Genomic DNA, 22986 nt, shown 5'->3' with positions numbered 1-22986 from the left:
TTCGATTAAATCGTCGATACCGGTGCTGTAATCACCTTGTCAATCAAACCGTAGGCAAGAGCCTCTTCCGCGCTCATGAAATTGTCACGGTCGGTATCGCGGTCGATTTTCTCATAAGGCTGTCCGGTGCGATCTACATAAATTTGATTCAGCTTTTGTTTTGTTTTCAAAATCCAATCCGCATGGATTTTGATATCAGAAGCTTGACCGCGAACGCCGCCAAGCGGCTGGTGAATCATAACCTCTGCGTTAGGAAGCGCAAAACGCTTGCCCTTCGCACCCGCTGTAAGTAGAAGCGAGCCCATGCTTGCTGCCATGCCCATGCAAATCGTGGACACCTCAGGCTTAATATATTGCATCGTATCAAATATACCCATTCCCGCAGTCACGGAGCCGCCGGGAGAGTTAATGTACAGATGAATGTCTTTCTCTGGATCGTCGGCCGCCAGAAACAGCAGCTGTGCAATGATGGAGTTTGCTACATCATCATCGATTGCGCTCCCAAGGAAAATGATGCGGTCCTTCAGCAAACGGGAGTAAATATCGTAAGAACGTTCCCCGCGATTTGTTTGTTCGACTACGATCGGTACTAGATTCATGCGACCAACCTCTTTTCGTTTATGACTTTGGTTACTTACTTATTGTAACACGTCATCGTATTGATGTCATTTTTCCAATACTACAGTATACGACGACGGCCGTTCGATATGTACGGAGATTAGCCTCCATGGCAAGCACATTTTCATATGTAGGGTCAAAATAAGGCACGTACCAATGACGTGCCTTATCCTGAGACAAACCGTTTATTTAGTTTAGCTTATGTGATAAATTAAACCGCTTTGCTGTTTTCAAGCAAGAACTTGATCGTTTTGCGAAGTGTAATATCTTCTTGAAGGCTGCTTAGGTTACCGTTTTTCGTGAAGATTTCGCGAAGCTCTTCAACTGGACGGCTGTAAGCTTTAGACAGCTTTTCAAGCTCTTCGTTCAAATCCTCGTCATTTGCAGCAATGCCTTCTGCTTTAGCGATTGCGTCAAGCACAAGGTTGTTGCGAACGCGCTTCTCAGCATCGTTTTTCATTTGCTCGCGAAGAACGTCTTCGCTTTGGCCGGAGAACTGGAAGTAAAGCTCCATGTTCATGCCTTGCGCTTTAAGACGGTTTTCGAAATCCTTGATCATGTAATCTGTTTCCGTAACGATCATCGGCTCAGGAATTTCAACGTCCGCTGCTGCTGTAGCTTTCTCAATAACAGCTGTTTCACGAGCTTGCTCGCCTTCTTGGTCTTTACGCTCTTTCAGCTTGCCTACGAGATCCTGCTTGTACTCTTCAAGAGTATCAAACTCGCTCACGTCTTTAGCAAACTCATCGTCAAGAGCTGGAAGGTTTTTGCGTTTGATTTCATGCAATTTCACTTTGAACACAGCAGGCTTGCCTGCAAGGTGCTCAGCGTGGTAGCTCTCAGGGAACGTTACTTCAACGTCCTTGAAGTCGCCGATTTGCATGCCGACAACTTGTTCTTCGAAGCCAGGAATGAAGGAATTAGAACCAAGCTCTAGCGAATAACGCTCGCCTGCTCCGCCTTCAAATGCTTCGCCGTCTACATAGCCGTCGAAATCAAGTACAGTGATATCGCCGTTTTGTGCAGCGCCTTCTTCAACTACAGAAAGCTCAGCGTGACGCTGTTGCAAACGCTCAAGCTCAGCTGCAACTTCCTCTTCCGTAACTTCAGAAGCGACCGCTTCAACTTCCAAGCCTTTGTATTCGCCAAGCGTAACTTCAGGCCTAACGATAACTTTTGCTTTGAATTTGAATACTTCGCCTTTTGAGAATTGCTCAACATCGATCTCAGGACGGTCAACCGGCTCAAGATTATGTTCTTTTACTGCATCGGAATAAGCATCTGGCAGCAGGATGTCAATTGCATCCTGGTACAGGCTTTCAATTCCAAAACGGGATTCGAAAATGCCGCGCGGCACTTTACCTTTACGGAATCCAGGTACGTTTACTTTTTGAACCACTTTTTTGAACGCTTGATCAAGAGCATCAGATACCTTCTCCGCTTCAACCTCCACGTCGATCGATACGATGTTCTTGTCTATTTTTTCCCAAGTTGCTTTCATTTTATGCCTTCCCCTCCGAAAATGCTCATGCATCAGTAGTAGTCACGTTTCATAAACCATTCTATTATAAACAAGCTGGGCTAGATTATCAAGACTCTGGTTCATCTTCCCCGGATTGCTGAAGCACTGCAACCTGCCGCAATGCCTTGCATGCCTGCTCATAACGGAATCTTAATCCTTCGGTAATGCCGTATGTATCACGAATATCGTCATCGTTGGCCGAGCCGTAAACGGTAAGGAGCAGTGTCAAATGCAGCGCTGCTGCAAAATAATCAACCGTATCCTCATCATCTCTCAGCATCCAATGATAAGCAGCCGTACCATACAAAAATTGCAAACTTTCCTTCCAAAGCTCTCTGGCAAAATGCGGCAAAGTTGGATCGTCAACCTCGGCAATCTGCTCCGTCCGCTCTAAAATCCGAATAACCGGCGACGGAAAATCGTCCATAGAAAGTGGCGTTGCCTCCAGCTCGAACTCTACAGTTTCTCCTAATCTCTCCAAAGTAAGCGTCCCGCTCGCTCCTCGCTTGCGCAAGCATTGAAGGGCCTTAAATTGAACGACCGGATGCACCTGCTCGGTTGCCAGCCATTTCTTAATAGATTCGTCCATGTCCGGAGATTGAATATAGGCGGCGCGTTCAAGGGCAAGGATCTGCTGATCGATCATCGGATGATTTTGCATGATGTAGAGCACTTGGTTTACATAAGCCTCATCCTGGTCGGGTGGATTCAGAAGTTGCTCTCGTATAGTCGCCTCGTCTTCTTCCTTTTCCTGTTTGGACATTACGTAGCCTATGCCTTCTTCACCGATTCCGTCTTCAGGAAAAGCCATGTCGAGCCATGTCAGAAGACTGTCCCACTCTTCATAATGGCGCGCATCCTCGCCCTGGCATTGCAGCAAAAAGCGCAGCAACTCCTTGGCCTCCCCGTATTGTTCCGCTTCCAGCATACGGGTTAACTGTACCTGATAATGGTCCAGCATGCTAGGGAACAAATAAACGTTATCCTTGTTGTCGCCTTGTGTGTCATTGGGAGTTGTAATGATAACACCGCCTTATGGTCATGCCGTTTGTTCATTCGTTCAATCTTGCGTACGATTATACCATGTACGAACAAAAGAAAAAACAAATGTAGCATCTAGGCTATGCTTAAAGCAAATATTAGAATAAATTACCGATGATATTAAAAATGTGCTTGCAATATTATAAAGGCATGTGGTATATTATTGCTTGTGTCCCGGTAGCTCAGCTGGATAGAGCAACGCCCTTCTAAGGCGTCGGTCGGGAGTTCGAATCTCTTCCGGGACGCCATAAGAACTACGATGAATCAGTTTAATGATTTACATAAACCCGCAATTCCCTTGTATACAAAGGAATTTGCGGGTTTTTCTTTTTACACAACACAATTGAGAATACGTTAGGTTATGATTTTTTTTACACATTTTTTCACACGGGGTTTTTTTACAATGAGGATTACTCTTATCACTCAGGAAATGTAACTGCAAGATAGAGTGTGCAATGCAGTTAATAGAGAAAAATGGAGATATTTATTCAGCAGTTGCTGAATGTGGTTTTGTTGATTTGACTCATTTAAATAAACACTTTAAAAGCGTTTATGAAGAACAGCATATGAATATAGTCACAATTAAATTGAGTAGGAATTTTAATGCTGAGCTTGTATTTATACTCACAGAGGAGCGTCTTAGAATGCCGAAATACGTTGAAATTGGTTACCCCATTTATGAAGGAATGCCTGTTTATCCAGGATTGCCAGAAGTGAAAATAGAGCCTAGAGAGCGTTTGGACAAAGGGGACGACTGGAATGGAAGTGTGTTAAGCATTTATCTTCATGCCGGTACCCATGTCGATGCCCCATGGCATCATTTGAATAACGGTAAGGGAATAGATGCTGTTCCAATTGAAGACTTCATCTACCGAAAGCCGCTATTAATTGACTGTCCGCTTGGCCCGAACGGCTTAATCACCATCGAAAAGCTCGATGAATATGATGACCTGTACGAAGCGGACATTCTGATCTTCAATACGAGCTATTGGAAACACCGGGAAACGGATTTCGAGAAATACGCCAATAATTTCCCAGCCGTCTCTCCAGAAGCTGCCGAATACATCCGTACGAAGTTGCCAAACTGCAAAGCGGTGGCCATTGATACCTTGAGCATTGAAAATTTGACAGAAGCAAAAGGCAATGGATATTTTGTCCACCATGCATTCTTAGACCACGAAAAGTATAAAGAGCCGACAATGCTTATTTATGAAGACATTAATCCAGCGCCGTTGGTTGGAAAAAAGCTAATTTCCGCCTTCGCAGCACCACTCCGCATTAAAAACCACGATGCATCTGTCGTTAATGTCATCGTTGAAATTGAAGAATATTGAACTACGTTTAGACTGAGCGTTGTAGTTAGCATAGAAGGCTGCTCCCGGTATAAACCGATCGGAGCAGCCTTCTTTTCATTGCCTTGCCGCGGAAGGCTTGGATGCAAGCATCCTGCGATAAACATAGGCGGCTACTGCGATAATGACCGCTCCCAGCAAGACCGGGGTAACCAAAAACGACCAGCTTGCCCCGCTTAGCATAACGACAAGCGGATCAGCGCCTGCCGGAGGATGAACGGTTCTCGTATATTGCATCAGAAGGATGGAAAGACCTACGGATAGCGCGAGAGACCAAGTCGACGTCCCAAATAGCTGTAGCATCGCAAGTCCTACTCCCGTACTGATGAGATGCCCTCCAACGATGCTCCTCGGCTTGGCAAGCGGACTTTCCGGCAATACGAAAGCAATAACGCAGCTTGCGCCAAAGGGAGCCATCAGCAGCGTTACAGACGCCGCATCTCCCATTAAAAGCAATAATGCTATTGCAGCTGTTCCTCCAACAGCAGCAGCCAGAGGCTTCCAGCTTATTTTCCTCAGCATTTTCCTGCACCTCGTTTCGTTTTATTAACGCTCATGCTATCATAGGGTTATCTATTTGAATATTGAATGTTTGCGATAATATGTATTTCATTTTCCGATACCAAAGGAGGCAGGCGAAATGCTTGAATCGTGGGAAGGACGTTTTTTCATTACCTTTGCCGCTGTGCTGGAGGAAAAAAGCTTCAGCAGGGCTGCGGACCGCCTTGGCTATGTGCAATCGACTGTCACCTCGCATATTCGGCATTTGGAGCTGACTAGCGGAAAAAAGCTGTTTCATCGATTGCCGCGCGGCGTCGAGCCGACGGAGGCCGGGTTGCAGCTCGCGCCCTTTGCCTACCAGTTCATCCAGCTTGGGCAGTCGCTGCAGGATGCGCTCGTGGAAGCGGACAGCCCGTCCGGCATCGTGCGAGTAGGGCTACTTGAGTCGTTTGCGGTGTCGCATATGCCGCTTTTTCTAACTGGCTTCCTTAAGCAATTTACGAAGATCAAGCTGCATTTGACGCCGGGGCTTATGCAGGATGTAACCGACCAGGTAGCCAGCCATCGCGCCGACCTCGGAATCGTCCCAATGGCACCGGAACGCGATGACCTTCTATTTACGCCCCTTCTCGAAGAGAAGCTGACGCTGGTCTGCGCCCCTTCCGTTCGCGAGCGGTTCGAGCAGCAAGGCTGGCGGTCACTGTACGACTCCGCCTTTATCAGCTTTGGAGAGCAGTGCATCTATCACACATACGGCCGCGATGTGCTGCGGGGCGTCGATGTCGAGCTTGCCGACCAATTGTCCTTTCCGAGCGTCGAGCTGATCAAGCAGACCGTAGGCTGCGGCATGGGAATCGCCTTCGTACCCGAATCCAATATCGCCAAGGAGGTCGCCGCCGGCACGCTGCTTCCACTGCCCTATGAGCGGGAATTAACGCTGACGCATGGCGTCATCACACACAAATCACGCGAACCCAAAGCGGCTGCGAGAGCTCTCATCCAGCATTTAAAGGCATATTTTTCAACCAATTGATTTAGGGACAAGCAGCACAAAAAAAAGGCGGCTTCACGGAAATGAACCGCATGAAGCCGCCTCTGCTATGTTTATTAAGAAAGCATTAAACCGATAGGGTCGCCTGCTTCTCATTTACAAAATGGAATAATTGCTCTGCTTTCTCATCTGTAAGCTCATCGCTGTTATCGAATACAAGAACCGAAGAGCTTGGAATGTCCCAGTTGATCTGCGGCACAAATTCAATCCGCTTCTCAAAGTCGCTCCAATGGTTCAGCTTCCACTGGTCGCGCTCGGTTTGGCGGCCGACGATGCGGTTCTTTTGCAGCTCCATGTCAAGTAGCGTGACGACAACGACCTTCACGTCCACGTCCTGCTTCGTGAGCCCTGCTGCCGCAAGCACATCCTCGATCCATTGCTTGTTTTTCAGCTCCGCCGTAAAAGGAGAAATCATAAATACGCTTTGCCCTGCTGCAAGGTTCTCAATGCAGACATCCTTCGCCGTATCGTATTCCAAATCACGCAAATGCTTTTTATAATAATCGGAATCCCGATCTCTCTTATCAAGGCCATTCTGCTCCAAAATCGCCTCTACAAATCTACCGCCAATCGTATCGCGATCAAGAAAGGCCGCTGGAATGCGATCCGCGAGCTTTCTTGCTACTGTTGTTTTGCCTGTGCCTGCTACGCCTACGAAAAAAACCAACTTTTGCAAAACGAAAACCCTCCACTATTTTTTTGTAGAAGTATATCATTTTATTCGACATTTTAATAGAATATTCTCCTCTCTTCAGACTATATAAATAGAGGACAGCCCCCCAAGGCCCATTACCTTTGGAGGAATGTCCTCTCTGTTATTCCCCTCTTACAATCGCTTCCATCGGAACGGGGATATGCCCATAGCTCGGCTTAGCGCCTCGCTCTGCCCCGCACCATTGCACGGCGTTCGCAATGACACGCATCACGTCCGCATTGTGATAGGTGGGGTAGGTTTCGTGTCCAGGCCGGAAATAAAACACTTTCCCTTGTCCTCTATAGTAGGTGCAGCCGCTGCGGAACACCTCTCCACCCTCAAACCAGCTAACGAATACAAGCTCATCTGGCGCAGGGATATCAAAATGTTCGCCGTACATCTCTTCCTGCTCAAGCTCGATGTATTCGCCGATTCCCGCAGCGATCGGATGCGCAGGATTCACGACCCAGAGCCGCTCCTTCTCATCCGCCTCCCGCCACTTCAGCGCGCAGCTGGTGCCCATGAGCTTCTTGAATATTTTTGAATAATGGCCGGAATGAAGCACGATAAGTCCCATGCCCTGCAGGACGCGCTCATGCACCTTCTCAACGATCCGGTCATCCACTTCGTCATGCGCCATATGTCCCCACCATATCAATACATCGGTATCGTTCAAGGCGCGCTCGCCAAGCCCATGCTCCGGCTCATCCAGCGTCGCTGTTTGAGTATCGCAGCCGTAGTCGGTCAAGGAACGAGCAATTTGGGCATGGATGCCTTCTGGATAGATAGCCTTTGCTTTATCATTTGTCCTCTCATGTCGGAATTCATTCCAAACCGTAACGCGAGTGTTCATCTATCTGTTCCCTCCTGCCGCTTGATGATGGGAGCGGAATTCCGCCAAGGATATCGTTCGTTTGTTTTCGGCAGCCTTATAAATCGCTTCAAGCACCTCTTGATTGGCAAAGCCGTCTTGAATGGTCGGAAGCTCCTCACGAACATGGCCGCGCACCATATCGAAGAAATCCGCCATTTGAGCAAGCTCATACTTAGCAGGCACTTTCAGTACCTCCGTTACAATGGATGCAGGATGCTCCGCATTCGGATGAATCCACGTTAATTCATTCCCTCGCTCACAGCCTACCGAAATCGTTCCAAGCTCGCCGTAGATTTGAAGCTCAAGCTGGTTGCCCGAGCCGTAGGCATTTCTAGAAGTCTGAAACACACCCGTAACCTGTGAATCAAGCGTCGCCAGAAAGCCGGTAAAATCATCAACGTCTACGATCCCCTCCGCACCTGTAGCGGGATCGCGCCGGCTTGCAATAAATGTCTTCATCTGTGCCGTCACTTCATCGAATTCGCCAATCATAAAACGTGCCGCGTCGACCATATGGGAGCCGAGATCCGCTAGCGCGCCCGTTCCTGTTATTTCGCTGCGATAGCGCCAATTCATCGGCGTATCGTATATCGGCACGCCCCATGATTGCAAATATTGGACGAATATATGCCTAACCTGCCCGATCTTCCCCTGCTTAATCAGATCACGGGCGTAACGGAAGGACGGCACATAGCGATAAGAGAAGCCAACCATAGAAGGTATGGGATTTCCAAGGTAAAGCTGGTGCAGTTCATACGCTTCCTCGAACGTTCGCGTGAAGGGCTTCTCGGTCATAATGGGCTTGCTGTGCTGCAAGCAGCATTTCACAATTTCAAAGTGGGCATCATTTGGCGTAATGGACAGGACGGCATCCACCTCATCGCTCGCAATCAAATCCAAATAATGCGTAAATCTGCGATTTCCCGCTATGCTCAGCTTGTCGCCAGCCCGTTTCACAGCCTCGCTTGAACAATCGCAAAGGGCCGTAATCCGTACTCCTTCCAGCTTCGATATGCTCTCGATGTGCACGTTAGCCATGCCGCCAAGCCCGATGATGCCGACTCTAATTTCCGTCATAGATTCTCTCTCCATTTCCCTGCGCATTTGCATTTATTTATTCGCTTTAGCCCATTCGTCCAGCTGTTTTTGCTTCTCCGCAACGATTTTGTCCATCCCTGCCGCTTTCATCTTCTCGATATAGATCGGGATTTGCTCTTCCGGATCAACGGAGCCGGTTACGATGACGTTTTTAAATTCCTTCTCTACGTTGCTTGTCGCTGCAATTTCCGTTTTGACGGGCTCGGCGTTAAACGTAAATCCTAGCGCACGCGATTTCTCGGCGCTCTCGTTATAGTCCTTGTATGCCTGCCATTTGTTCGGATCTTCGTTTGCCCAAATATGAATCAAGGGAAGATTGCCGAGCATCCAGTTTCTAGTTGGCGGGTAACCCGAGCTGCTGCCGTCTACGCCTGCCGGAAAATCAATGATGTTATCCGACTTTTTAACATAATGCGTGCCTTCAATTCCGTTAATAAGCAGATTCATAAGCTCGCTGTCTGAGAACAAGAGATTAACGAACATCATGGCACGCTCTGGATTTTTGGATGTCCGCGAGATGGCGAGCACCGCGCTGGTCGCATCCGTTGTGCTTGTAAATGGCGACATAAGCTGAATCTCTACCAATTCCGTCCCTTGCGAACGGGAATTTTCCAAATTGGAGCCTGGCTTGAACGACCCTGTCTGTGCAAACGCCTTGCCCGAGCCGAGCGCCTTGCCGATGTCTTGCAGCGTAGCTGCATCTTTATTGATATAGCCTGCCAAAAACCATTTGCGCATCAGCTTGGCGTATTCCATATATTTAGGGTCTTCGATTTTGCTGATGACGCTCAGCCCTTCACCGGTGCGGGCTAGCTCTCCGGGTCCGTCGCCAAGCAAGTCGTAGTAGCCGTAATCGAGAATGGCTGCAGATGGGGATGCGCCGCCATTTACGATAAAGGGAGTGACGCCAGGTTCATTGTCTTTGATCGTTTTGAGCAGCGGTTCCAGATCGGCGAGTTCCTTAACTTTGGATAGGTCGAACTGATATTTATCCACCAAATCTTTGCGCAAAATCAATCCTTTGTCGGCCGCAAATTCCTTATTGGCGACCATGCCGTACAGCTTGCCGTCCACTTTGGCTGCATTGACGATTTGTGCATCGATCGTATCTAAGAAAGCACCGCCGTACTCCTCCACCAAGTCATCCAATGGAAGGAATTGTCCTTTGCCCACCTGCTGCGAGAAGCCGTTCCAGCCTGCGGAGAAAATAAGATCGAACGCTTCGTTCGACGTAAACATAAGGTTCGTTTTGTCCCCCCATGCGCTCCAATCGATCGAACGGATCTCAAGCGTTGCATTCATCTTCTCCTTCAGGATGACATTTACTTTATCCAAAACCAGCTGCTCGTCTTTTGGCTGCGACCCCGGAAGCACGAGCACGATTTTGTACGGGTCAAGCTTCTTCTCCCCTTCATCGCCAGAGTTAGTCGCCTCGCTTTTATTGCTGCCGCTAGAATCAGGCGTGTTTGAATTGCCGCAGCCGGACGCGATAAGCGTTATCGCAAGCACCAATAGCAGCCAAATGTAATTTCCCTTTCTTTGTTTCATTGTGATACCCCTCCCGTATTTGTACTGATGATATCTATACTAAACTGGTCTGATAGATCCAGCATTAGCCTTTTACAGCGCCAACCGTCATCCCTTGCACAATATAACGTTGGAAAAATGGGTACGCGAGCACGATCGGCCCTAGTCCGACTACCGCCATCGCCATTCTGACCGTTTCCGTCGGAACGCTCGCCAGCAATTGCGATTGAAGCGAGCCAGTCGTCTGATTCAGCACCACTTGAATGTCCGTTAACGTTTTGTTCAATAAATACTGGATGCTGTACATATCGATGTCATTAATATAGATCAAGCTGTTGTACCAATCATTCCAGTAGGCAAGCGTCATGAACAAGCCAATCGTCGCCATGACGGGCAGTGACAGCCGAAGCACGATTTGAAAAAATATGCGGAGCTCGCCTGCTCCGTCCATCGAGGCCGACTCAATAACCTCCGGCGGAATCGTCGTCGTGAAGAACGTTCGCATAATGAGTACGTTAAAGCCGCCGATCAGCAGGTTTGGCACAATTAATGCAAGCAGCGTATTGTTGATATTCAGCAGATTCGTATAGACCAAATACCAAGGCACAAGCCCTCCGTTAAAGAGCATCGTGAAAAAAACATAGAAGGTCAGCAGCTTCCGCAGCGGAAAGTCTTTGCGCGAGATGGGATAAGCAAAGAGCGCCGTTAACAATAGTCCGCAAAACGTGCCTGCAACCGTTACAAATATCGTTACCGCATAAGCATTTACGATGGTCGAAGAATCATAGAACAGGTACGTGTATGCGCTAAAATCGATGATCTCCGGAAAGAACGAGTAACCGTTGCGCAGCAATGATTTTTCTTCCGTTATCGACACCATGAAGATAAGCAGCAAAGGAAAGATCGTCGCCGCGATGTACAGAACAAAAAACAAATGGATTAAAAACTGCGGGCTCCTTTTTAATAAAAGCATAGCTTTGTTCCCCCTAGCCTAAAATAGCGCGTGATCGCTGTTTATTTTTCTGACGATGTAATTTACGCCGAAGATGAGCAGGAAGCCAAGCACCGATTGATACAAGCCGGCTGCCGAAGCCATCCCGACATCTCCCATTTGCATAAGCGCGCGATACACATAGGTGTCGATAACATCCGTTGCGGACATCAAAGCTCCTGAATTCATCGGAACCTGATAAAACAATCCGAAATCCGCATTAAAAATTTTGCCCACCTGCAGCAGCGTCATGATCATGACGACAGGAATGATGAGCGGAAACGTAATCGACCGCACCTGCTGCCATTTGCTCGCCCCGTCAAGCGTTGCCGCTTCGTAATACTCGGCGTCTATGCCGACGATGGCAGCTAAATAGATGATGCTGAAATACCCGACGCTTTTCCACACATTCACGATCGTCAAAATGTACGGCCAATACTTTGGCTCGCTGTACCACGTAATGCCGTCCAGGCCTAGCGGCTCCAGAATCAATTTGTTCACAAAGCCATACTCTACGCTGAGGAAGCTGAATACCAAATAGCTGACAATGACGGCTGAGAGCAAATAGGGCAGCAAAATAATGCTTTGGTAAAAGCGTGACATCAGTTTTTTCTTAAGCTCATTGAGCAGTATCGCCACACCGACGCCCAGTATGACATTTATGAAAATAAATAAAGCGTTGTAGAGAACCGTATTGCGCGTAATCAGATAAGCTCTATCCGTTTGGAACAGAAACTCGAAATTTTTAAAGCCGACCCAATCGCTGCCGAGAATGCCCTTCGCGTAATTTAAATCTTTGAAGGCGATGATGACGCCAAACATCGGCAAATAATTGTTGATCAAAAAATACAAAATGCCCGGCACCGTCATCAGCAGCAAAACCCGATGCTTCCTCATCATTTTCCAGAAGGTCGAACTGCTGCTGTTTCCTGTCATTGCGGCTTTCAATATGCATCGCTCCAAGTCGTTAGTGTTCTATGGAGCAATCATATCCTGTTCCGAAGAAGCGACCTACCTCTTAAATGACTTGGTCGATACGGATTGTGACATTTAAAGAAAGATACAAAAAAAGAGCCCGCGCTTAGCACATGACTCTAGGTTCTTGCTTAAATGGAAGCTTTGCAGCCCAGCCGTTATACGTTTTTGGAAAATTGCTTGCGATATTCTTGCGGATTTAGGCCGTAATATTTGCGGTACAGCTTGGAGAAATGCGAAAAGTTCGTGTAATGAAACATTTTGGCTATATTGCTTACCGTCTCGTTTGAGTTCAGCAGCAGCTCGTTCACCTTTTTCATTTTTTGCTGGATCATATAATCAGACAGGCTCATTCCGCTTTCCTTGCGGAAAAGTCTCGATAAGTAAGCAGGGTTAATATGGACACTTGCCGCCAGGCTCTCGCGAGACATTTCGTCGAATAGATGGTTCTCAATAAGCCGCTTCACCTTCTCCACAATAGTCGACTCTTTCTCTCTGCTCGATAAATGATCGCAAACCGTCTCGATAAGCTTCATCGTCCATGCCCGCAATTGCGCAAGCGATCTTGTCGCCGTTGCCATGTCGAGCGTTGTCCCGCTTCCCAGCACCGCATGAGCCGGCACGCCGCGCTTCTGAAGCACATAATAGACGGTCTGCAGCAGCCCGTGATAGATGATCGTCAGCGTCTCCCCCTTTATGCCTGCGTCCGTCCCAAGCTTGTCAAACATATCAGACGCAACGTTTTGCAGCTGTTCGCATTTTGCTTGCTCGAGCAATTCCGCCCATTCAAAAAATGCAGGCAGCTGAACCTCTTTTGCAGAGGGCGTCTGTTCCTTATAAAATAGCACCGCTTGGCTCACCGCAACATTGTTCAGCTCCATTTGGAGCAGCGCGTTGTAAGATTGCGACATTGCAGCGAGAAATGACCATTCTCCAATATAACAGGATACCTTGCAATACAAATAGGTTGAGCATGCCTCAATATACGCCTGGCATCTCTTCTTCATCTGGTCAAAGGACAGCGTCCGCCCCTTCGTTCCATCATCAAACAACAGCGCAAATAATACGCCGTTGCCGTCTCTTATCACTTGCCCAGGCTCGCTTAGAAGCAGCAGCTCCTCGGCTGTTTTGCGGAGGGCATACTCCATCACGTCCTCGTCGCGTGCGCTGAAGGGCTTCTCCCACTTCTCCAAGCTAATTAATATAGGAAGAACTCGATAATCAGACTTAATAGGAATGTCATTGGCCGCAAGCGCCCGTTCGATATGCGAGGGCAAAGGCACGATGCGCTGCCACATCAAATCCTGCCAAAAACGTTCATATAGAACCGTTTTGTTCGTTTCCCACATTTTGTAGTACTTCATATAGATCTCGTTTTGCTGCTTATCCCTTTTCACTTCGAGCTGCTGCTCCAGCGCTTTGTGCACCGTATTTTTTAAGACGTCGAAGTCGACCGGCTTAAGCAAATAATCAAAGCTGCCAAGATGTATAGCTTGCTGCGCGTAAGCGAAATCGGCATGGCAGGTTAAAAAGATGATAGGCAAGGCGGGAAAATGCTCCCTTACCCATCCTGCCAGCTCGATTCCGTTTTGCCCCGGCATTTCAATATCGCAAAGGATGACATCAACCTCAGACTGCGCGAGCCTTGCTTTTGCCTGGTCGACATTAAACGCTTCATAAATGGCTGTGAACCCGAGACCGCTCCAATCCACGCCGGATTTGATTCCTTCTACGGCAAACCATTCGTCATCGACGATTAATAATTGAAACATCGTTTGGTTCAGCTCCTTGTCACTACTCGGAAAGAGTACGGTATGGTATCGTTAGTTGGATGCATGTCCCTTTTGGCTTGCCAGAGTTAATGCTGAGCTCGGCGGCATTGCCATATTGAAGCTTAAGCCGCTGACGCACATTCCATATGCCCAGACTTCCCTCGCCCGAATACAGATAGGAATGATTGTCGTTCAGCTCAGCGAGCTTCTCCTCCACTATTCCTCTACCATTATCGCGAATGATGATTTCATAAGAAGCCTTCCGCTCAGACTCCCCGCTCCCCCATCTCAAATGAACACCGATTTGAAAGGGCTCCGTTCCCATTTCAAAGCCATGCTTGATCGCATTTTCCACGAATGGCTGGATCAGCAGCGGAGGGATCGCAGCCTGCTCTAATTCAGGCTCCATCGTCAGTTCAAACTTCAAATAGTTCGGAAAGCGCAGCTGCTGAATTTCCAGATAGCTCTCGATATGCTCCAGCTCATTAGACACGCTCACAAAACTGACATTCGTCCGTGTCACGAACCTAAAATATTTGGATATATGAGTAGACATTCGTTTGATTAAATCATTTTTGTTCAGCTCGGCTAAATTGTAAATGATATTGATCGCATTCAGCAAAAAATGCGGGTTGATTTGCGCCTGCAAATGTTTTAATTCGGCCTGCTGCGTGCGAATCTGCTCCTCGTACACATTAATTTTCAAATCCTGAATTTCAGCCGCCATATCGTTGAACGTATCATTGATAATCGAAAATTCCTTCGATTTCTCATCCCCCAGCCGCGCTTTGAGCTCTCCCCGTTTAATTTGTCTCATCCCTTTTATTAAATCGCTCATCGGCTTTATGAGCGTCGTTCGCAGAAACAGTAAGTAAATGGCGAGAACAGCTGCACCCGCCAAAGGGATGAGATAAATGAGTCGCTGAAAGTAAGGAAGCTGCTGCAGCAGCTTCGACTCGGGTACGAGTACGGACAGATAAACCTCGGAGAACAAGGATTTAGTTGCGACCAAAATATAATCCGCATCTCCTGCCAGCTCCTTGTACGGCTCATCTTTTGCCGGCAGCAGCAGCTTATCGCCCAGCGCGAATTCTTCCAACGATGTATCGGTCAATATCGTTCCTTCATCTGAAGCAAACATTGCTTGCCCGTTTTCCCCGATATCCAAATACAGAAAGGGAACCATTAAACGGTTCATATCAATCCACATGCCCATTACAAGGCCGTACTCCGTCTTTACAAGCCTAACAATCGCCGATTGTCCATCATATTGAATGACCTTCCACTGTTTCTCCGCAAGCGATTTTTCATTCTGCTGAGAGAGGAAGTCGCGCAAAGCTGCGCTCGCATGCTCGTAATCCGTAAAGTCTCCGCCTTCATAGGCGGTGCTCAAGAGCTCGTCGTTACTGGGCGAATAAATAAAAATCATATTCACATGATCGAAGCTGCTCATATCGGCAACCATCTGATTTTGATTCCGAACTTTAGCGAAAAAATAGTTAGCGCTTTCATATTCTGCTGTGGCATACGTTCTCAAATCCGAATTTTTGGCAACGTAATTGTAAATATAATTTTCGCCATCCTCAAGCGTCCGATCGATCTCGCTCATGTACATGGAAAGCATATTTTTTGTCGATTGACCGACCTGATTGCGAACGACATCCATCGCATAGTAATTGACGTAGATCAGCATACAAAACAAAGGCACCGTTACCGCCAAAAAACCGACGATTAATTTAAACTGCAATGACGCTTTATTTTTCATAGGTGGTCTGTCCTTCTCATTGACATAGGGACGATTAAGCCCGTTTGGTTGTAGAAGTATATCATTTTTCGGGCTATTTTAATAGAATGAAAAGCTCAAAAACAGTCGTTTTGCCAGCAGCAAAGAAGAGGATGCGAAGAAGCATATTCTCCTCCTGCACCCCCTTCTTACGGCGAGCATATTTATAGCAGCTGCATCGACTCGATATGCCGTTTCGTCGCATCCGTACCATACTCATACAACTGCTTATAAATGCGTTGAATCAATGCGTCATAGCCGCTGTTTATTTCACTGTTGCTTGCCGTACCGTAGGGATGATGGGAAAAATGAAGCATTTCCGCTTCATCCATGCTGGACAGCTCGTCCATCAGCTCTCTAAGACGCGTATGCTCTTCCTCGTTTACTATAATCTCAAGCTCATATGCTGCAGCCTCCGGGTCCTCTAATATTTGGCCCGCCTGAACCGATACGTAATATGGCTTGCGTTCCTCGCTGCTTGCTTCTTTTTCAGCCATTACTCGCATGCTCCTTCCTGCCTCATTAACTTTTACAGCCACCTCTAGCATCCCCCGCCGGACAGACATTTTATCCCTTTTTCCGCATATAACTGATATTATCGCTACTTTGAGACCAGCAAAAGAGAGGAATGAGATCGATGTGTGGAATTACCGGCTGGATCGATTGGAACCGTGATCTGACTAAGCAAAGTGAGAGCTTAGAGAAGATGACTGACACCCTTGCACCGCGCGGTCCCGACGCTTCCGGCACGTGGATATCAGCGCATTGCGCTTTAGGCCATCGGCGTTTATCGGTCATTGACCCGGAGAACGGAGCACAGCCGATGATCCGACATACCGGTGATGACAAATATGTCGTCGTCTATAACGGGGAATTGTATAATGCGCCTGAGCTCCGCAAGGAATTGGAAAGCAGAGGCAGAACGTTTACGACAAGCTGTGACACGGAAGTGCTGCTGGTCGCTTTTATGGAGTGGGGCAAGGCATGTGTGGAGCGTTTCAACGGAATATTCGCATTCGCGATATGGAATGCAGCAGAACAGGAGCTGTTCCTCGCTCGTGACCGGCTTGGCGTTAAGCCGCTATTCTACAGCACGCAGGACGGTTTATTTATTTTTGGCTCGGAGCAAAAATGTATTTTGGCCCACCCGGCGGTGAAGCCGGAGGTCGGAGCAGAGGGACTTGCAGAAATCTTCATCCTTGGACCGGCGCGCACGCCTGGCCAAGGCGTATATAAGCAAATTAGCGAGCTCAGGCCCGGCCGCTGCATGACCGTTAATCACGCTGGCGTTAAGACAGTTACGTACTGGCAGCTTGAAAGCAGTCCACATGAGCATGATGTCGCTGCAACCGCAGAGCATGTGAGAGAGCTGCTTAAGGATACGGTTGAGCGCCAGCTCGTTTCCGACGTTCCGGTGTGCACCCTGCTCTCCGGCGGGCTTGACTCCAGCGCGCTGACGACGCTTGCCGTCAATTATTACAATGATAACGGGCAGGGCAATGTCCATACGTACTCCGTCGATTATACCGACAACGACAAGCATTTTAAGGCGCATGCCTTTCAGCCAAACAGCGATGCTCCGTGGATAGAGAGAATGACGACGCATCTTGGCACGATCCATCATCCGATACAGTTCGATACGCCGGAGCTGGTTGGCGCTTTAAAAGCGGCGACCTTCGCCCGCGATTTGCCCGGCATGGCAGATGTCGATGCGTCCTTGCTGCTCTTTTGCCATGAAATCAAGAAGGACGCTACCGTAGCGATATCGGGCGAGGCGGCCGATGAAATTTTTGGCGGCTATCCTTGGTTCCATCGCGAGGAGGCGCTAAATGCGAATACGTTCCCATGGTCGCTTGCTTCCGCCATGCGCGCCGATCTGCTTGCCCCGGACGTTGCCGCATGGATCAAGCCGCTCGATTACATTGGTGACCGTTACGCGCAGGCGATAGCCGAGGTTCCCCATCTCGATGGCGAATCCGAGCAGCTCCGTAATATGCGGCAAATGTCTTATTTGAACATTACGCGCTTCATGCCTACGCTGCTTGACCGCAAGGATCGGATGAGCATGGCAGCCGGGCTAGAGGTTCGTGTTCCTTTCTGCGATCATCGACTTGTCGAGTATGTATGGAACATTCCTTGGGAGATCAAAACATCCGGCGACCGGGAAAAGGGCATTTTGCGCAAAGCGCTGCGCGGCGTTCTTCCCGATGATGTGCTGACTCGCAAAAAAAGCCCCTATCCCAAAACGCATAACCCAAACTATTTGGCGGCCGTCAAAGAGTTGCTGCTTGATGTGCTGAACGATCCAACCTCCCCGCTGCTTCCGCTGATCAATGTGAAAAAGGTCAGGGAGCTTGCAGAATCGGATTCAGCAAAATCGAACATCCCTTGGTTCGGCCAGCTTATGTCCGGTCCGCAGCTGTTCGCTTATTTATATCAAGTGAATTTATGGCTGAAGCAGTACAAAGTCGTGATTGGCTGATTAGGCATAAAAAAACAACCCCATCTCCTAGCGCCGCTCAATCGGCCGCTATAGATGGGGTTGCTTATTTTCTTTCCGATTACGCTTGCTCAAGCAGCGGAAGCAGCTGCCTTAGCGCTACGCCGCGATGACTGATCTGCTGCTTCTCTTCCTTCGTCAGCTCAGCCATTCCGCGGTTTAAGCTTGGCAGCCAAAATAACGGGTCATAGCCAAAGCCGCCGGCGCCATACGGAATATCCGTTATCACGCCGTCTACCGTGCCTTCTGCTTCCACAAATTCGCCGGTTGCCGGATCGTACAGCGCTAACGCGCAAACGAATTGCGCCTTGCTCAGCAGCTGCGAACCATCGGGCAGCTTGCCTAAATCCGTTAGCTCGTTATTTTCCTGCAAGCGTGCCAGCTCCCGAATCAGCTTCGCATTGTTGTCACTGTCAGATGCGTCTTCGCCCGCGTAGCGAGCCGAATAGACGCCCGGATCTCCGCCAAGAGCGAAGACCCGCAGTCCAGAATCATCAGCCAGCACGGGAACGCCTAGCGCATCGCCCGTCGTCTTCGCTTTGATCCTCGCATTCGCAGCGAACGTCTCGCCGTCTTCAACGATATCTGGAATTTGCGGATAGTCCAGCAGGCTTGCCGTTTCCTTGCCTAGCTTTTGGAGCGCGTGTGCGAACTCCTTCACTTTGCCTGCATTTTTGGTCGCAACGACAATGACCTCATGGGATAAAATCGAGTGCTTCGTCATGGCCACTAGCCTCCGATTCGAGCCGCCAAAGGTCCCAGCACATCACGCTGCTTGCTGATCAGCTCTGTGATGCCCTCTTCCCCTAATGCCAGCAATTGATTAAGCTCATCCCTTGAAAAAGGCGCTTCCTCGCCCGTACCTTGCACCTCAACAAATTTGCCGCTGCCCGTCATAACGACGTTCATATCGACCTTTGCCTTCGAATCCTCTTCATAGTTCAGATCCAGCAATGCCCGCTCTTGAATAACGCCTACGCTTACCGATGCCAGAAAATCTGTAATCGGGTATTTGGCGAACTGAACCCTCTCGGATAGCTTGTTGATCGCGATCGATAGCGCAATGAACGCCCCGGTAATTGATGTCGTACGCGTACCGCCATCAGCTTGAATAACGTCGCAATCGAGCGTAATTGTCCGCTCCCCGAGCGCCTGCAAATCAACGACCGAGCGCAAGGCACGCCCAATCAAGCGTTGAATTTCCATCGTCCGTCCGGTTAATTTGCCCTTTGCCGCTTCGCGAATATTACGCGAATGGGTAGCGCGCGGAAGCATCGCATATTCGGCTGTAATCCAGCCCTTGCCCTGCCCCTTCATGAAAGGGGGAACACGATCCTCAAGGCTTGCCGTACAAATGACCTTCGTATCTCCTACCTCGATAAGGACTGAGCCCTCAGCGTATTTATTGACACCTGTCGTTATGGTTACCGGCCGAAGCTGGTTCGGTTGCCGACCGTCGTTTCTCATGCTAATTTCCTCCTGAGTGATGCGTTTGTATGTTTCGTTAACAAAACTTATGTTCGTTGTAGCCAATTGATCCTTCCTACAATCTTTCCTATTTTAACAAAGTAGGCAGCGAATTGCATCCGCCGCCCCTGAAAAAGAAAAAAGAGGCTCCCAAAGGAATTTCCTTTGGAGCAGCCTCTTCATGCAAGCTGATGATTGATTAAGATTTAATGGCATTGACATGATGCGGTCTGCCTACAGGCTCACTGTAGGATTTGTCAGCCATGTCAACGACATTGGATTCCCCGTTTACTTTGATTTGGACAGTTGTCGCTTTCGAATTTTCGGTAACGGAGAGGACAAGCGCTTGAAGCATTTCGGTCGGAAGCTTCTGTCCTTCCTGATACGCCTCATCCTGCAAATCTACAGTGGCAACATCGCCCTCCAGAACAACGTTCTTCACTTGAACATCGGGCAAAATAACGCTGGTCAGCTCTTTTTTGTCAAGCGGACCTGAGATTAGCTGCTCTAGCGCTGCTTGCGTAGGAGACGCCGAGCGATCGACAAGTCGGGTAACCGGTACGTAATATTGTTCGTCGTTTAAGGTTTGAGCCGAGAAGTACAGCGTAACCGGTGTGGATTGCGCGTAGTTCACGCCTTCAGCCGCCTCGATATTGATACCAACCGCCCGCGTCAGCGTATCGTCAAGCGGGTAGCCGTCAACTGGCATTTCCGGGAGCTTGGCCCCTTCATACCAGATTTCAACCCCTTCGATTCCAGGCATAGCTGTCAGCGTCCAAGTGATCGCCTCTACGATTGTCCGCTCGTCTTGCGGGTTGTAGCCCGTGAATGGCTCGGAAAAATCGACGATAGCAAGCTTTTGTTCTTTATCGATTTTGTAGGACTTAATTTGCGTGCCTTGCGGGATAACCGCTCGGAAATCCTCTGGCAGCTGATTCGCGTAGGCGCCGTTCTCCACCATCATTTCAAGCGCCTTCTGCCCCGCTGCTTCATTGGCTCCAAGCGTTGTCTGGAGTGAGATTGGCGCCAGATAGCCATTGCGGTCTTCGAGATAAACAGTCATTTGCGATTCTTCGGAAGCGCCTACTGCCTGTCCAGTTTCTGCGCCCTCTACCCCATCCTTCACTTCGATCTGCGGCGGATCGATTGACTTGCTTGTCTCTTGCGAGAACAGGCCGCAGCCTGCAGTTAGTATGGGCAGAACCAAAACTCCAGAAAGTACAGCACCCCTAATCCATCTTTTTTGAATCATATTGACCTTTCCTCCCTAATCAAGTTTTGCCTGTCGGCTTTGTACAACTCCTTATTTGTAGTACTATGTATACGAGCCCTTCCCTGATTTAGACCAGTTTTGTCCATAAAATCCTAAGGGGGAACAAAAACATGTCCAATCCCGAAATTTATAGCCTCAATAGCCGCAAGGTGGCTGATGCTACAGACGAATGGCTCATTAAGCGCGGAGTAACTAAGCTCGCTATCGCCGAGCTTGTGCATTTTCTGCAAAAGGACTATTTCCCCGGTTTGAAGCCTGAGGATTGCATTGTGCACGTGGATGCCGTCCTGTCAAAGCGCGAGGTGCAAAATGCCGTATTGACCGGCATTCAGCTCGATATTCTCGCCGAGGAAGGCAAGCTGATGCCGCCGCTGCAGGATATGATCAAGCATGACGAGAGTCTTTATGGCTGTGATGAAATTTTGGCGCTGTCGATTGTCAATGTTTATGGAAGCATCGGCTTTACGAATTTCGGCTACGTCGATAAGCTGAAGCCAGGCATTCTGGTCAGGCTGAATGATAAGAGCGACGGCGAGATACATACATTCCTCGACGATATCGTCGGCGCTATCGCTGCATCTGCAGCCAGCCGCATGGCTCACCGCAGACAAGCAGAGCGAGAGGGCGTTACTCAACCACCGCTCGATTAAGGCAATGGCAAAAACATAGGATTATTTGAAGAAGGGTTTTGCTTATGAGAAACCTATAGGTCCACGCTTATGATGCAGGGTTTTGCTTATGAGAGACCTATAGGTCTCCGCTTATGATGCAGGGTTTTGCTTATGCGGGACCTATAGGCCTACGTTTATGATGCAGGGTTTTGCTTATGCGGGACCTATAGGTCTACGTTTACGATGCAAGTTTTTCTTACGCTAAACTTTTAGGTCTACCCTACGATGCAGGATTTTGCTCACGCAAAACCTTTAGGAGGATAACTTATGAATTATGATATTTTTTATAAAGGTTCCTTTGCCATGCTGAAGGTAAAGCTAAACCCGGGCGAGAGCGTTAAGGCCGAAATGGGTGCTATGGTTTCCATGTCGCCAAGCATCGACCTGAAGGGTACTACAGACGGCGGTTTCATGCGCGGGCTCGGAAGGATGCTGAGCGGGGAAACGTTCTTTTTTCAAGAAATGACGGCGACTCGTGGTCAAGGTGAAGTTCACCTTGCTCCACCTTCACTAGGCGATATTGAGGCCATCGAGCTCGATGGCTCTTATAAGCTATATGTTCAGAAGGACGGCTTCTTGGCTGGCACAAGCGGCATTGAGGTCAACACAAAAATGCAAAACCTAGGCAAGGGACTTTTGTCTGGCGAGGGCTTTTTTATAGTTGAGATCAGTGGCAGAGGCACAGTGTTTCTATCCTCATATGGTGCGATCCACGCGCTTAACCTGAGCGCTGGCGAAGAGGTCATTGTCGATAACGGCCACTTGGTCGCTTGGCCTGGTTACATGAATTATACGATTGAGAAGGCATCAAAGGGCTGGCTATCCAGCATTACGAGCGGTGAAGGACTTGTATGCCGCTTCCGCGGAGAAGGTGTTGTTCTAATTCAATCCCGCAACCCGGCAAGCTTCGGAACCTGGCTGAAAAAGTTCATACCAGGCGGCAACTAGCTGCTTTGCTTTTTTGAAACGCAGCAGTAATATCCCGGAATTTTTATACGTAACGCAATGCGCAGACGCCGTATGTCCGTATAGCAGGATTAGCAGGATTAGCAGAATAAGCTGGATAAGCAGAATTACCAGGAATACCTCCAGCTAATTTAGGTGGTTTTAGCTTTTATCCGCATTTAGATGGAAAATCTCCCGTTAATCCTCCACACTTCATCCAATTCTGGTGAATGTGTTCCGATTAACGGGAGATTTACATCTAGAATAAAAAGTGGACACCTCGTTAAGAGAAATCAATAATGAATATATCTAGGAGGTGTTCGCATGGGTG

The 22986-nt window shown here is 48.6% G+C and carries 21 protein-coding genes, 1 tRNA gene and 1 pseudogene; 7 read left to right on the top strand and 16 right to left on the bottom strand.

The window, feature by feature from the left end; translation table 11 throughout:
* Nucleotides 1–5: 5 nt before the first annotated feature.
* The 3 genes from clpP to HI950_RS21610 form a co-directional block, all read right to left on the bottom strand.
* Nucleotides 6–599 (bottom strand): ATP-dependent Clp endopeptidase proteolytic subunit ClpP, encoded by a 594-nt coding sequence (gene clpP / locus HI950_RS21620; RefSeq protein ID WP_053374767.1) that lies wholly within the window; start codon nt 597–599, stop codon nt 6–8.
* 230 nt (nt 600–829) lie between these two features.
* Nucleotides 830–2119: a trigger factor gene (gene tig, locus HI950_RS21615; protein ID WP_169082771.1), complete on the bottom strand. Its 1290-nt coding sequence runs from the start codon at nt 2117–2119 to the stop codon at nt 830–832.
* 88 nt (nt 2120–2207) lie between these two features.
* Complete coding sequence (locus HI950_RS21610) at nt 2208–3113, bottom strand: hypothetical protein (RefSeq protein ID WP_223285423.1); 906 nt, start codon at nt 3111–3113, stop codon at nt 2208–2210.
* Between the two features lie 239 nt (nt 3114–3352).
* Between HI950_RS21610 and HI950_RS21605 the strand changes: the two genes are divergently transcribed.
* From HI950_RS21605 to HI950_RS21600, 3 genes and pseudogenes are all read left to right on the top strand, one after another.
* Nucleotides 3353–3429 (top strand) — tRNA-Arg (locus tag HI950_RS21605).
* A gap of 186 nt (nt 3430–3615) precedes the next feature.
* Nucleotides 3616–3767 (top strand): annotated as a pseudogene (locus HI950_RS35990) (helix-turn-helix domain-containing protein); the annotation flags it as partial.
* On the top strand, nt 3748–4515 hold the full coding sequence (locus HI950_RS21600) for a cyclase family protein (RefSeq protein ID WP_317618429.1): 768 nt from the start codon (nt 3748–3750) through the stop codon (nt 4513–4515). The pseudogene HI950_RS35990 and the gene HI950_RS21600, both read left to right, overlap by 20 nt.
* A gap of 75 nt (nt 4516–4590) precedes the next feature.
* On the opposite strand, the gene HI950_RS21595 is transcribed toward HI950_RS21600, so the two are convergent.
* Nucleotides 4591–5055, bottom strand: a complete 465-nt coding sequence (locus HI950_RS21595) for an HPP family protein (RefSeq protein ID WP_169082772.1) — start codon at nt 5053–5055, stop codon at nt 4591–4593.
* 118 nt (nt 5056–5173) lie between these two features.
* On the opposite strand from HI950_RS21595, the gene HI950_RS21590 reads away from it, so the two are divergent.
* On the top strand, nt 5174–6067 hold the full coding sequence (locus tag HI950_RS21590) for a LysR family transcriptional regulator (protein ID WP_169082773.1): 894 nt from the start codon (nt 5174–5176) through the stop codon (nt 6065–6067).
* 85 nt (nt 6068–6152) lie between these two features.
* Here HI950_RS21590 and HI950_RS21585 read toward each other — a convergent pair whose 3' ends face one another.
* The 9 genes from HI950_RS21585 to HI950_RS21545 all read right to left on the bottom strand — a co-directional run bounded on the left by HI950_RS21585 (nt 6153) and on the right by HI950_RS21545 (nt 16296).
* Entirely contained in the window at nt 6153–6761 is a 609-nt protein-coding gene (locus tag HI950_RS21585; protein WP_169082774.1) for a P-loop nucleotide/nucleoside kinase family protein, read from the bottom strand.
* Nucleotides 6762–6900: 139 nt separating this feature from the next.
* Nucleotides 6901–7632: a ThuA domain-containing protein gene (locus HI950_RS21580; protein ID WP_169082775.1), complete on the bottom strand. Its 732-nt coding sequence runs from the start codon at nt 7630–7632 to the stop codon at nt 6901–6903.
* On the bottom strand, nt 7633–8730 hold the full coding sequence (locus HI950_RS21575; protein ID WP_169082776.1) for a Gfo/Idh/MocA family protein: 1098 nt from the start codon (nt 8728–8730) through the stop codon (nt 7633–7635).
* A gap of 33 nt (nt 8731–8763) precedes the next feature.
* The gene (locus tag HI950_RS21570) at nt 8764–10299 is read right to left on the bottom strand and encodes an ABC transporter substrate-binding protein (RefSeq protein ID WP_169082777.1); all 1536 of its coding nucleotides are present in this window, start codon (nt 10297–10299) and stop codon (nt 8764–8766) included.
* Between the two features lie 64 nt (nt 10300–10363).
* Entirely contained in the window at nt 10364–11251 is an 888-nt protein-coding gene (locus HI950_RS21565; RefSeq protein ID WP_169082778.1) for a carbohydrate ABC transporter permease, read from the bottom strand.
* An 18-nt stretch (nt 11252–11269) separates the two neighbouring features.
* A complete protein-coding gene (locus tag HI950_RS21560; protein WP_411268122.1) occupies nt 11270–12205 on the bottom strand; it encodes an ABC transporter permease in 936 nt (311 codons plus the stop codon).
* A 197-nt stretch (nt 12206–12402) separates the two neighbouring features.
* Nucleotides 12403–14016, bottom strand: a complete 1614-nt coding sequence (locus HI950_RS21555; protein WP_169082779.1) for a response regulator transcription factor — start codon at nt 14014–14016, stop codon at nt 12403–12405.
* A 22-nt stretch (nt 14017–14038) separates the two neighbouring features.
* The gene (locus HI950_RS21550) at nt 14039–15781 is read right to left on the bottom strand and encodes a cache domain-containing sensor histidine kinase (RefSeq protein WP_169082780.1); all 1743 of its coding nucleotides are present in this window, start codon (nt 15779–15781) and stop codon (nt 14039–14041) included.
* Nucleotides 15782–15963: 182 nt separating this feature from the next.
* Nucleotides 15964–16296 carry a hypothetical protein gene (locus HI950_RS21545; RefSeq protein ID WP_169082781.1) on the bottom strand — a complete coding sequence of 111 codons (333 nt, stop codon included), beginning with the start codon at nt 16294–16296 and terminating at the stop codon, nt 15964–15966.
* Between the two features lie 140 nt (nt 16297–16436).
* Here HI950_RS21545 and asnB point away from each other — a divergent pair, with 140 nt between their 5' ends.
* On the top strand, nt 16437–18281 hold the full coding sequence (asnB, locus tag HI950_RS21540) for an asparagine synthase (glutamine-hydrolyzing) (RefSeq protein WP_169082782.1): 1845 nt from the start codon (nt 16437–16439) through the stop codon (nt 18279–18281).
* A 79-nt stretch (nt 18282–18360) separates the two neighbouring features.
* Here the strand turns inward: asnB and rdgB are convergent, their stop codons facing one another.
* The 3 genes from rdgB to HI950_RS21525 form a co-directional block, all read right to left on the bottom strand.
* Nucleotides 18361–19023, bottom strand: coding sequence for an RdgB/HAM1 family non-canonical purine NTP pyrophosphatase (gene rdgB, locus HI950_RS21535; RefSeq protein ID WP_169082783.1), 663 nt, complete (start codon nt 19021–19023; stop codon nt 18361–18363).
* A 5-nt stretch (nt 19024–19028) separates the two neighbouring features.
* Nucleotides 19029–19766: a ribonuclease PH gene (gene rph, locus HI950_RS21530; RefSeq protein ID WP_169082784.1), complete on the bottom strand. Its 738-nt coding sequence runs from the start codon at nt 19764–19766 to the stop codon at nt 19029–19031.
* A 199-nt stretch (nt 19767–19965) separates the two neighbouring features.
* Nucleotides 19966–21018, bottom strand: coding sequence for a GerMN domain-containing protein (locus HI950_RS21525; protein ID WP_169082785.1), 1053 nt, complete (start codon nt 21016–21018; stop codon nt 19966–19968).
* A 131-nt stretch (nt 21019–21149) separates the two neighbouring features.
* Between HI950_RS21525 and HI950_RS21520 the strand changes: the two genes are divergently transcribed.
* Nucleotides 21150–21689 (top strand): phosphatidylglycerophosphatase A family protein, encoded by a 540-nt coding sequence (locus tag HI950_RS21520; RefSeq protein WP_169082786.1) that lies wholly within the window; start codon nt 21150–21152, stop codon nt 21687–21689.
* A gap of 288 nt (nt 21690–21977) precedes the next feature.
* Nucleotides 21978–22658, top strand: coding sequence for a TIGR00266 family protein (locus tag HI950_RS21515; protein ID WP_169082787.1), 681 nt, complete (start codon nt 21978–21980; stop codon nt 22656–22658).
* Nucleotides 22659–22986 lie beyond the last annotated feature (328 nt).

This window comes from Paenibacillus sp. PL91 (genome assembly GCF_012935325.2).
Lineage (GTDB): Bacteria > Bacillota > Bacilli > Paenibacillales > Paenibacillaceae > Pristimantibacillus.
This window is presented reverse-complemented; position numbering and strand designations above follow the sequence as displayed.

Coding starts and splice junctions, on each gene's coding strand:
- tig (WP_169082771.1), bottom strand. CDS start 2,119: ATGAAAGCAACTTGGGAAAAAATAGACAAGAACATCGTATCGATCGAC.
- clpP (WP_053374767.1), bottom strand. CDS start 599: ATGAATCTAGTACCGATCGTAGTCGAACAAACAAATCGCGGGGAACGT.
- HI950_RS21545 (WP_169082781.1), bottom strand. CDS start 16,296: ATGGCTGAAAAAGAAGCAAGCAGCGAGGAACGCAAGCCATATTACGTA.
- HI950_RS21550 (WP_169082780.1), bottom strand. CDS start 15,781: ATGAAAAATAAAGCGTCATTGCAGTTTAAATTAATCGTCGGTTTTTTG.
- HI950_RS21595 (WP_169082772.1), bottom strand. CDS start 5,055: ATGCTGAGGAAAATAAGCTGGAAGCCTCTGGCTGCTGCTGTTGGAGGA.
- rph (WP_169082784.1), bottom strand. CDS start 19,766: ATGAGAAACGACGGTCGGCAACCGAACCAGCTTCGGCCGGTAACCATA.
- HI950_RS21570 (WP_169082777.1), bottom strand. CDS start 10,299: ATGAAACAAAGAAAGGGAAATTACATTTGGCTGCTATTGGTGCTTGCG.
- rdgB (WP_169082783.1), bottom strand. CDS start 19,023: ATGACGAAGCACTCGATTTTATCCCATGAGGTCATTGTCGTTGCGACC.
- HI950_RS21560 (WP_411268122.1), bottom strand. CDS start 12,205: ATGACAGGAAACAGCAGCAGTTCGACCTTCTGGAAAATGATGAGGAAG.
- HI950_RS21580 (WP_169082775.1), bottom strand. CDS start 7,632: ATGAACACTCGCGTTACGGTTTGGAATGAATTCCGACATGAGAGGACA.
- HI950_RS21515 (WP_169082787.1), top strand. CDS start 21,978: ATGAATTATGATATTTTTTATAAAGGTTCCTTTGCCATGCTGAAGGTA.
- HI950_RS21600 (WP_317618429.1), top strand. CDS start 3,748: ATGAATATAGTCACAATTAAATTGAGTAGGAATTTTAATGCTGAGCTT.
- HI950_RS21565 (WP_169082778.1), bottom strand. CDS start 11,251: ATGCTTTTATTAAAAAGGAGCCCGCAGTTTTTAATCCATTTGTTTTTT.
- HI950_RS21590 (WP_169082773.1), top strand. CDS start 5,174: ATGCTTGAATCGTGGGAAGGACGTTTTTTCATTACCTTTGCCGCTGTG.
- HI950_RS21575 (WP_169082776.1), bottom strand. CDS start 8,730: ATGACGGAAATTAGAGTCGGCATCATCGGGCTTGGCGGCATGGCTAAC.
- asnB (WP_169082782.1), top strand. CDS start 16,437: ATGTGTGGAATTACCGGCTGGATCGATTGGAACCGTGATCTGACTAAG.
- HI950_RS21525 (WP_169082785.1), bottom strand. CDS start 21,018: ATGATTCAAAAAAGATGGATTAGGGGTGCTGTACTTTCTGGAGTTTTG.
- HI950_RS21520 (WP_169082786.1), top strand. CDS start 21,150: ATGTCCAATCCCGAAATTTATAGCCTCAATAGCCGCAAGGTGGCTGAT.
- HI950_RS21555 (WP_169082779.1), bottom strand. CDS start 14,016: ATGTTTCAATTATTAATCGTCGATGACGAATGGTTTGCCGTAGAAGGA.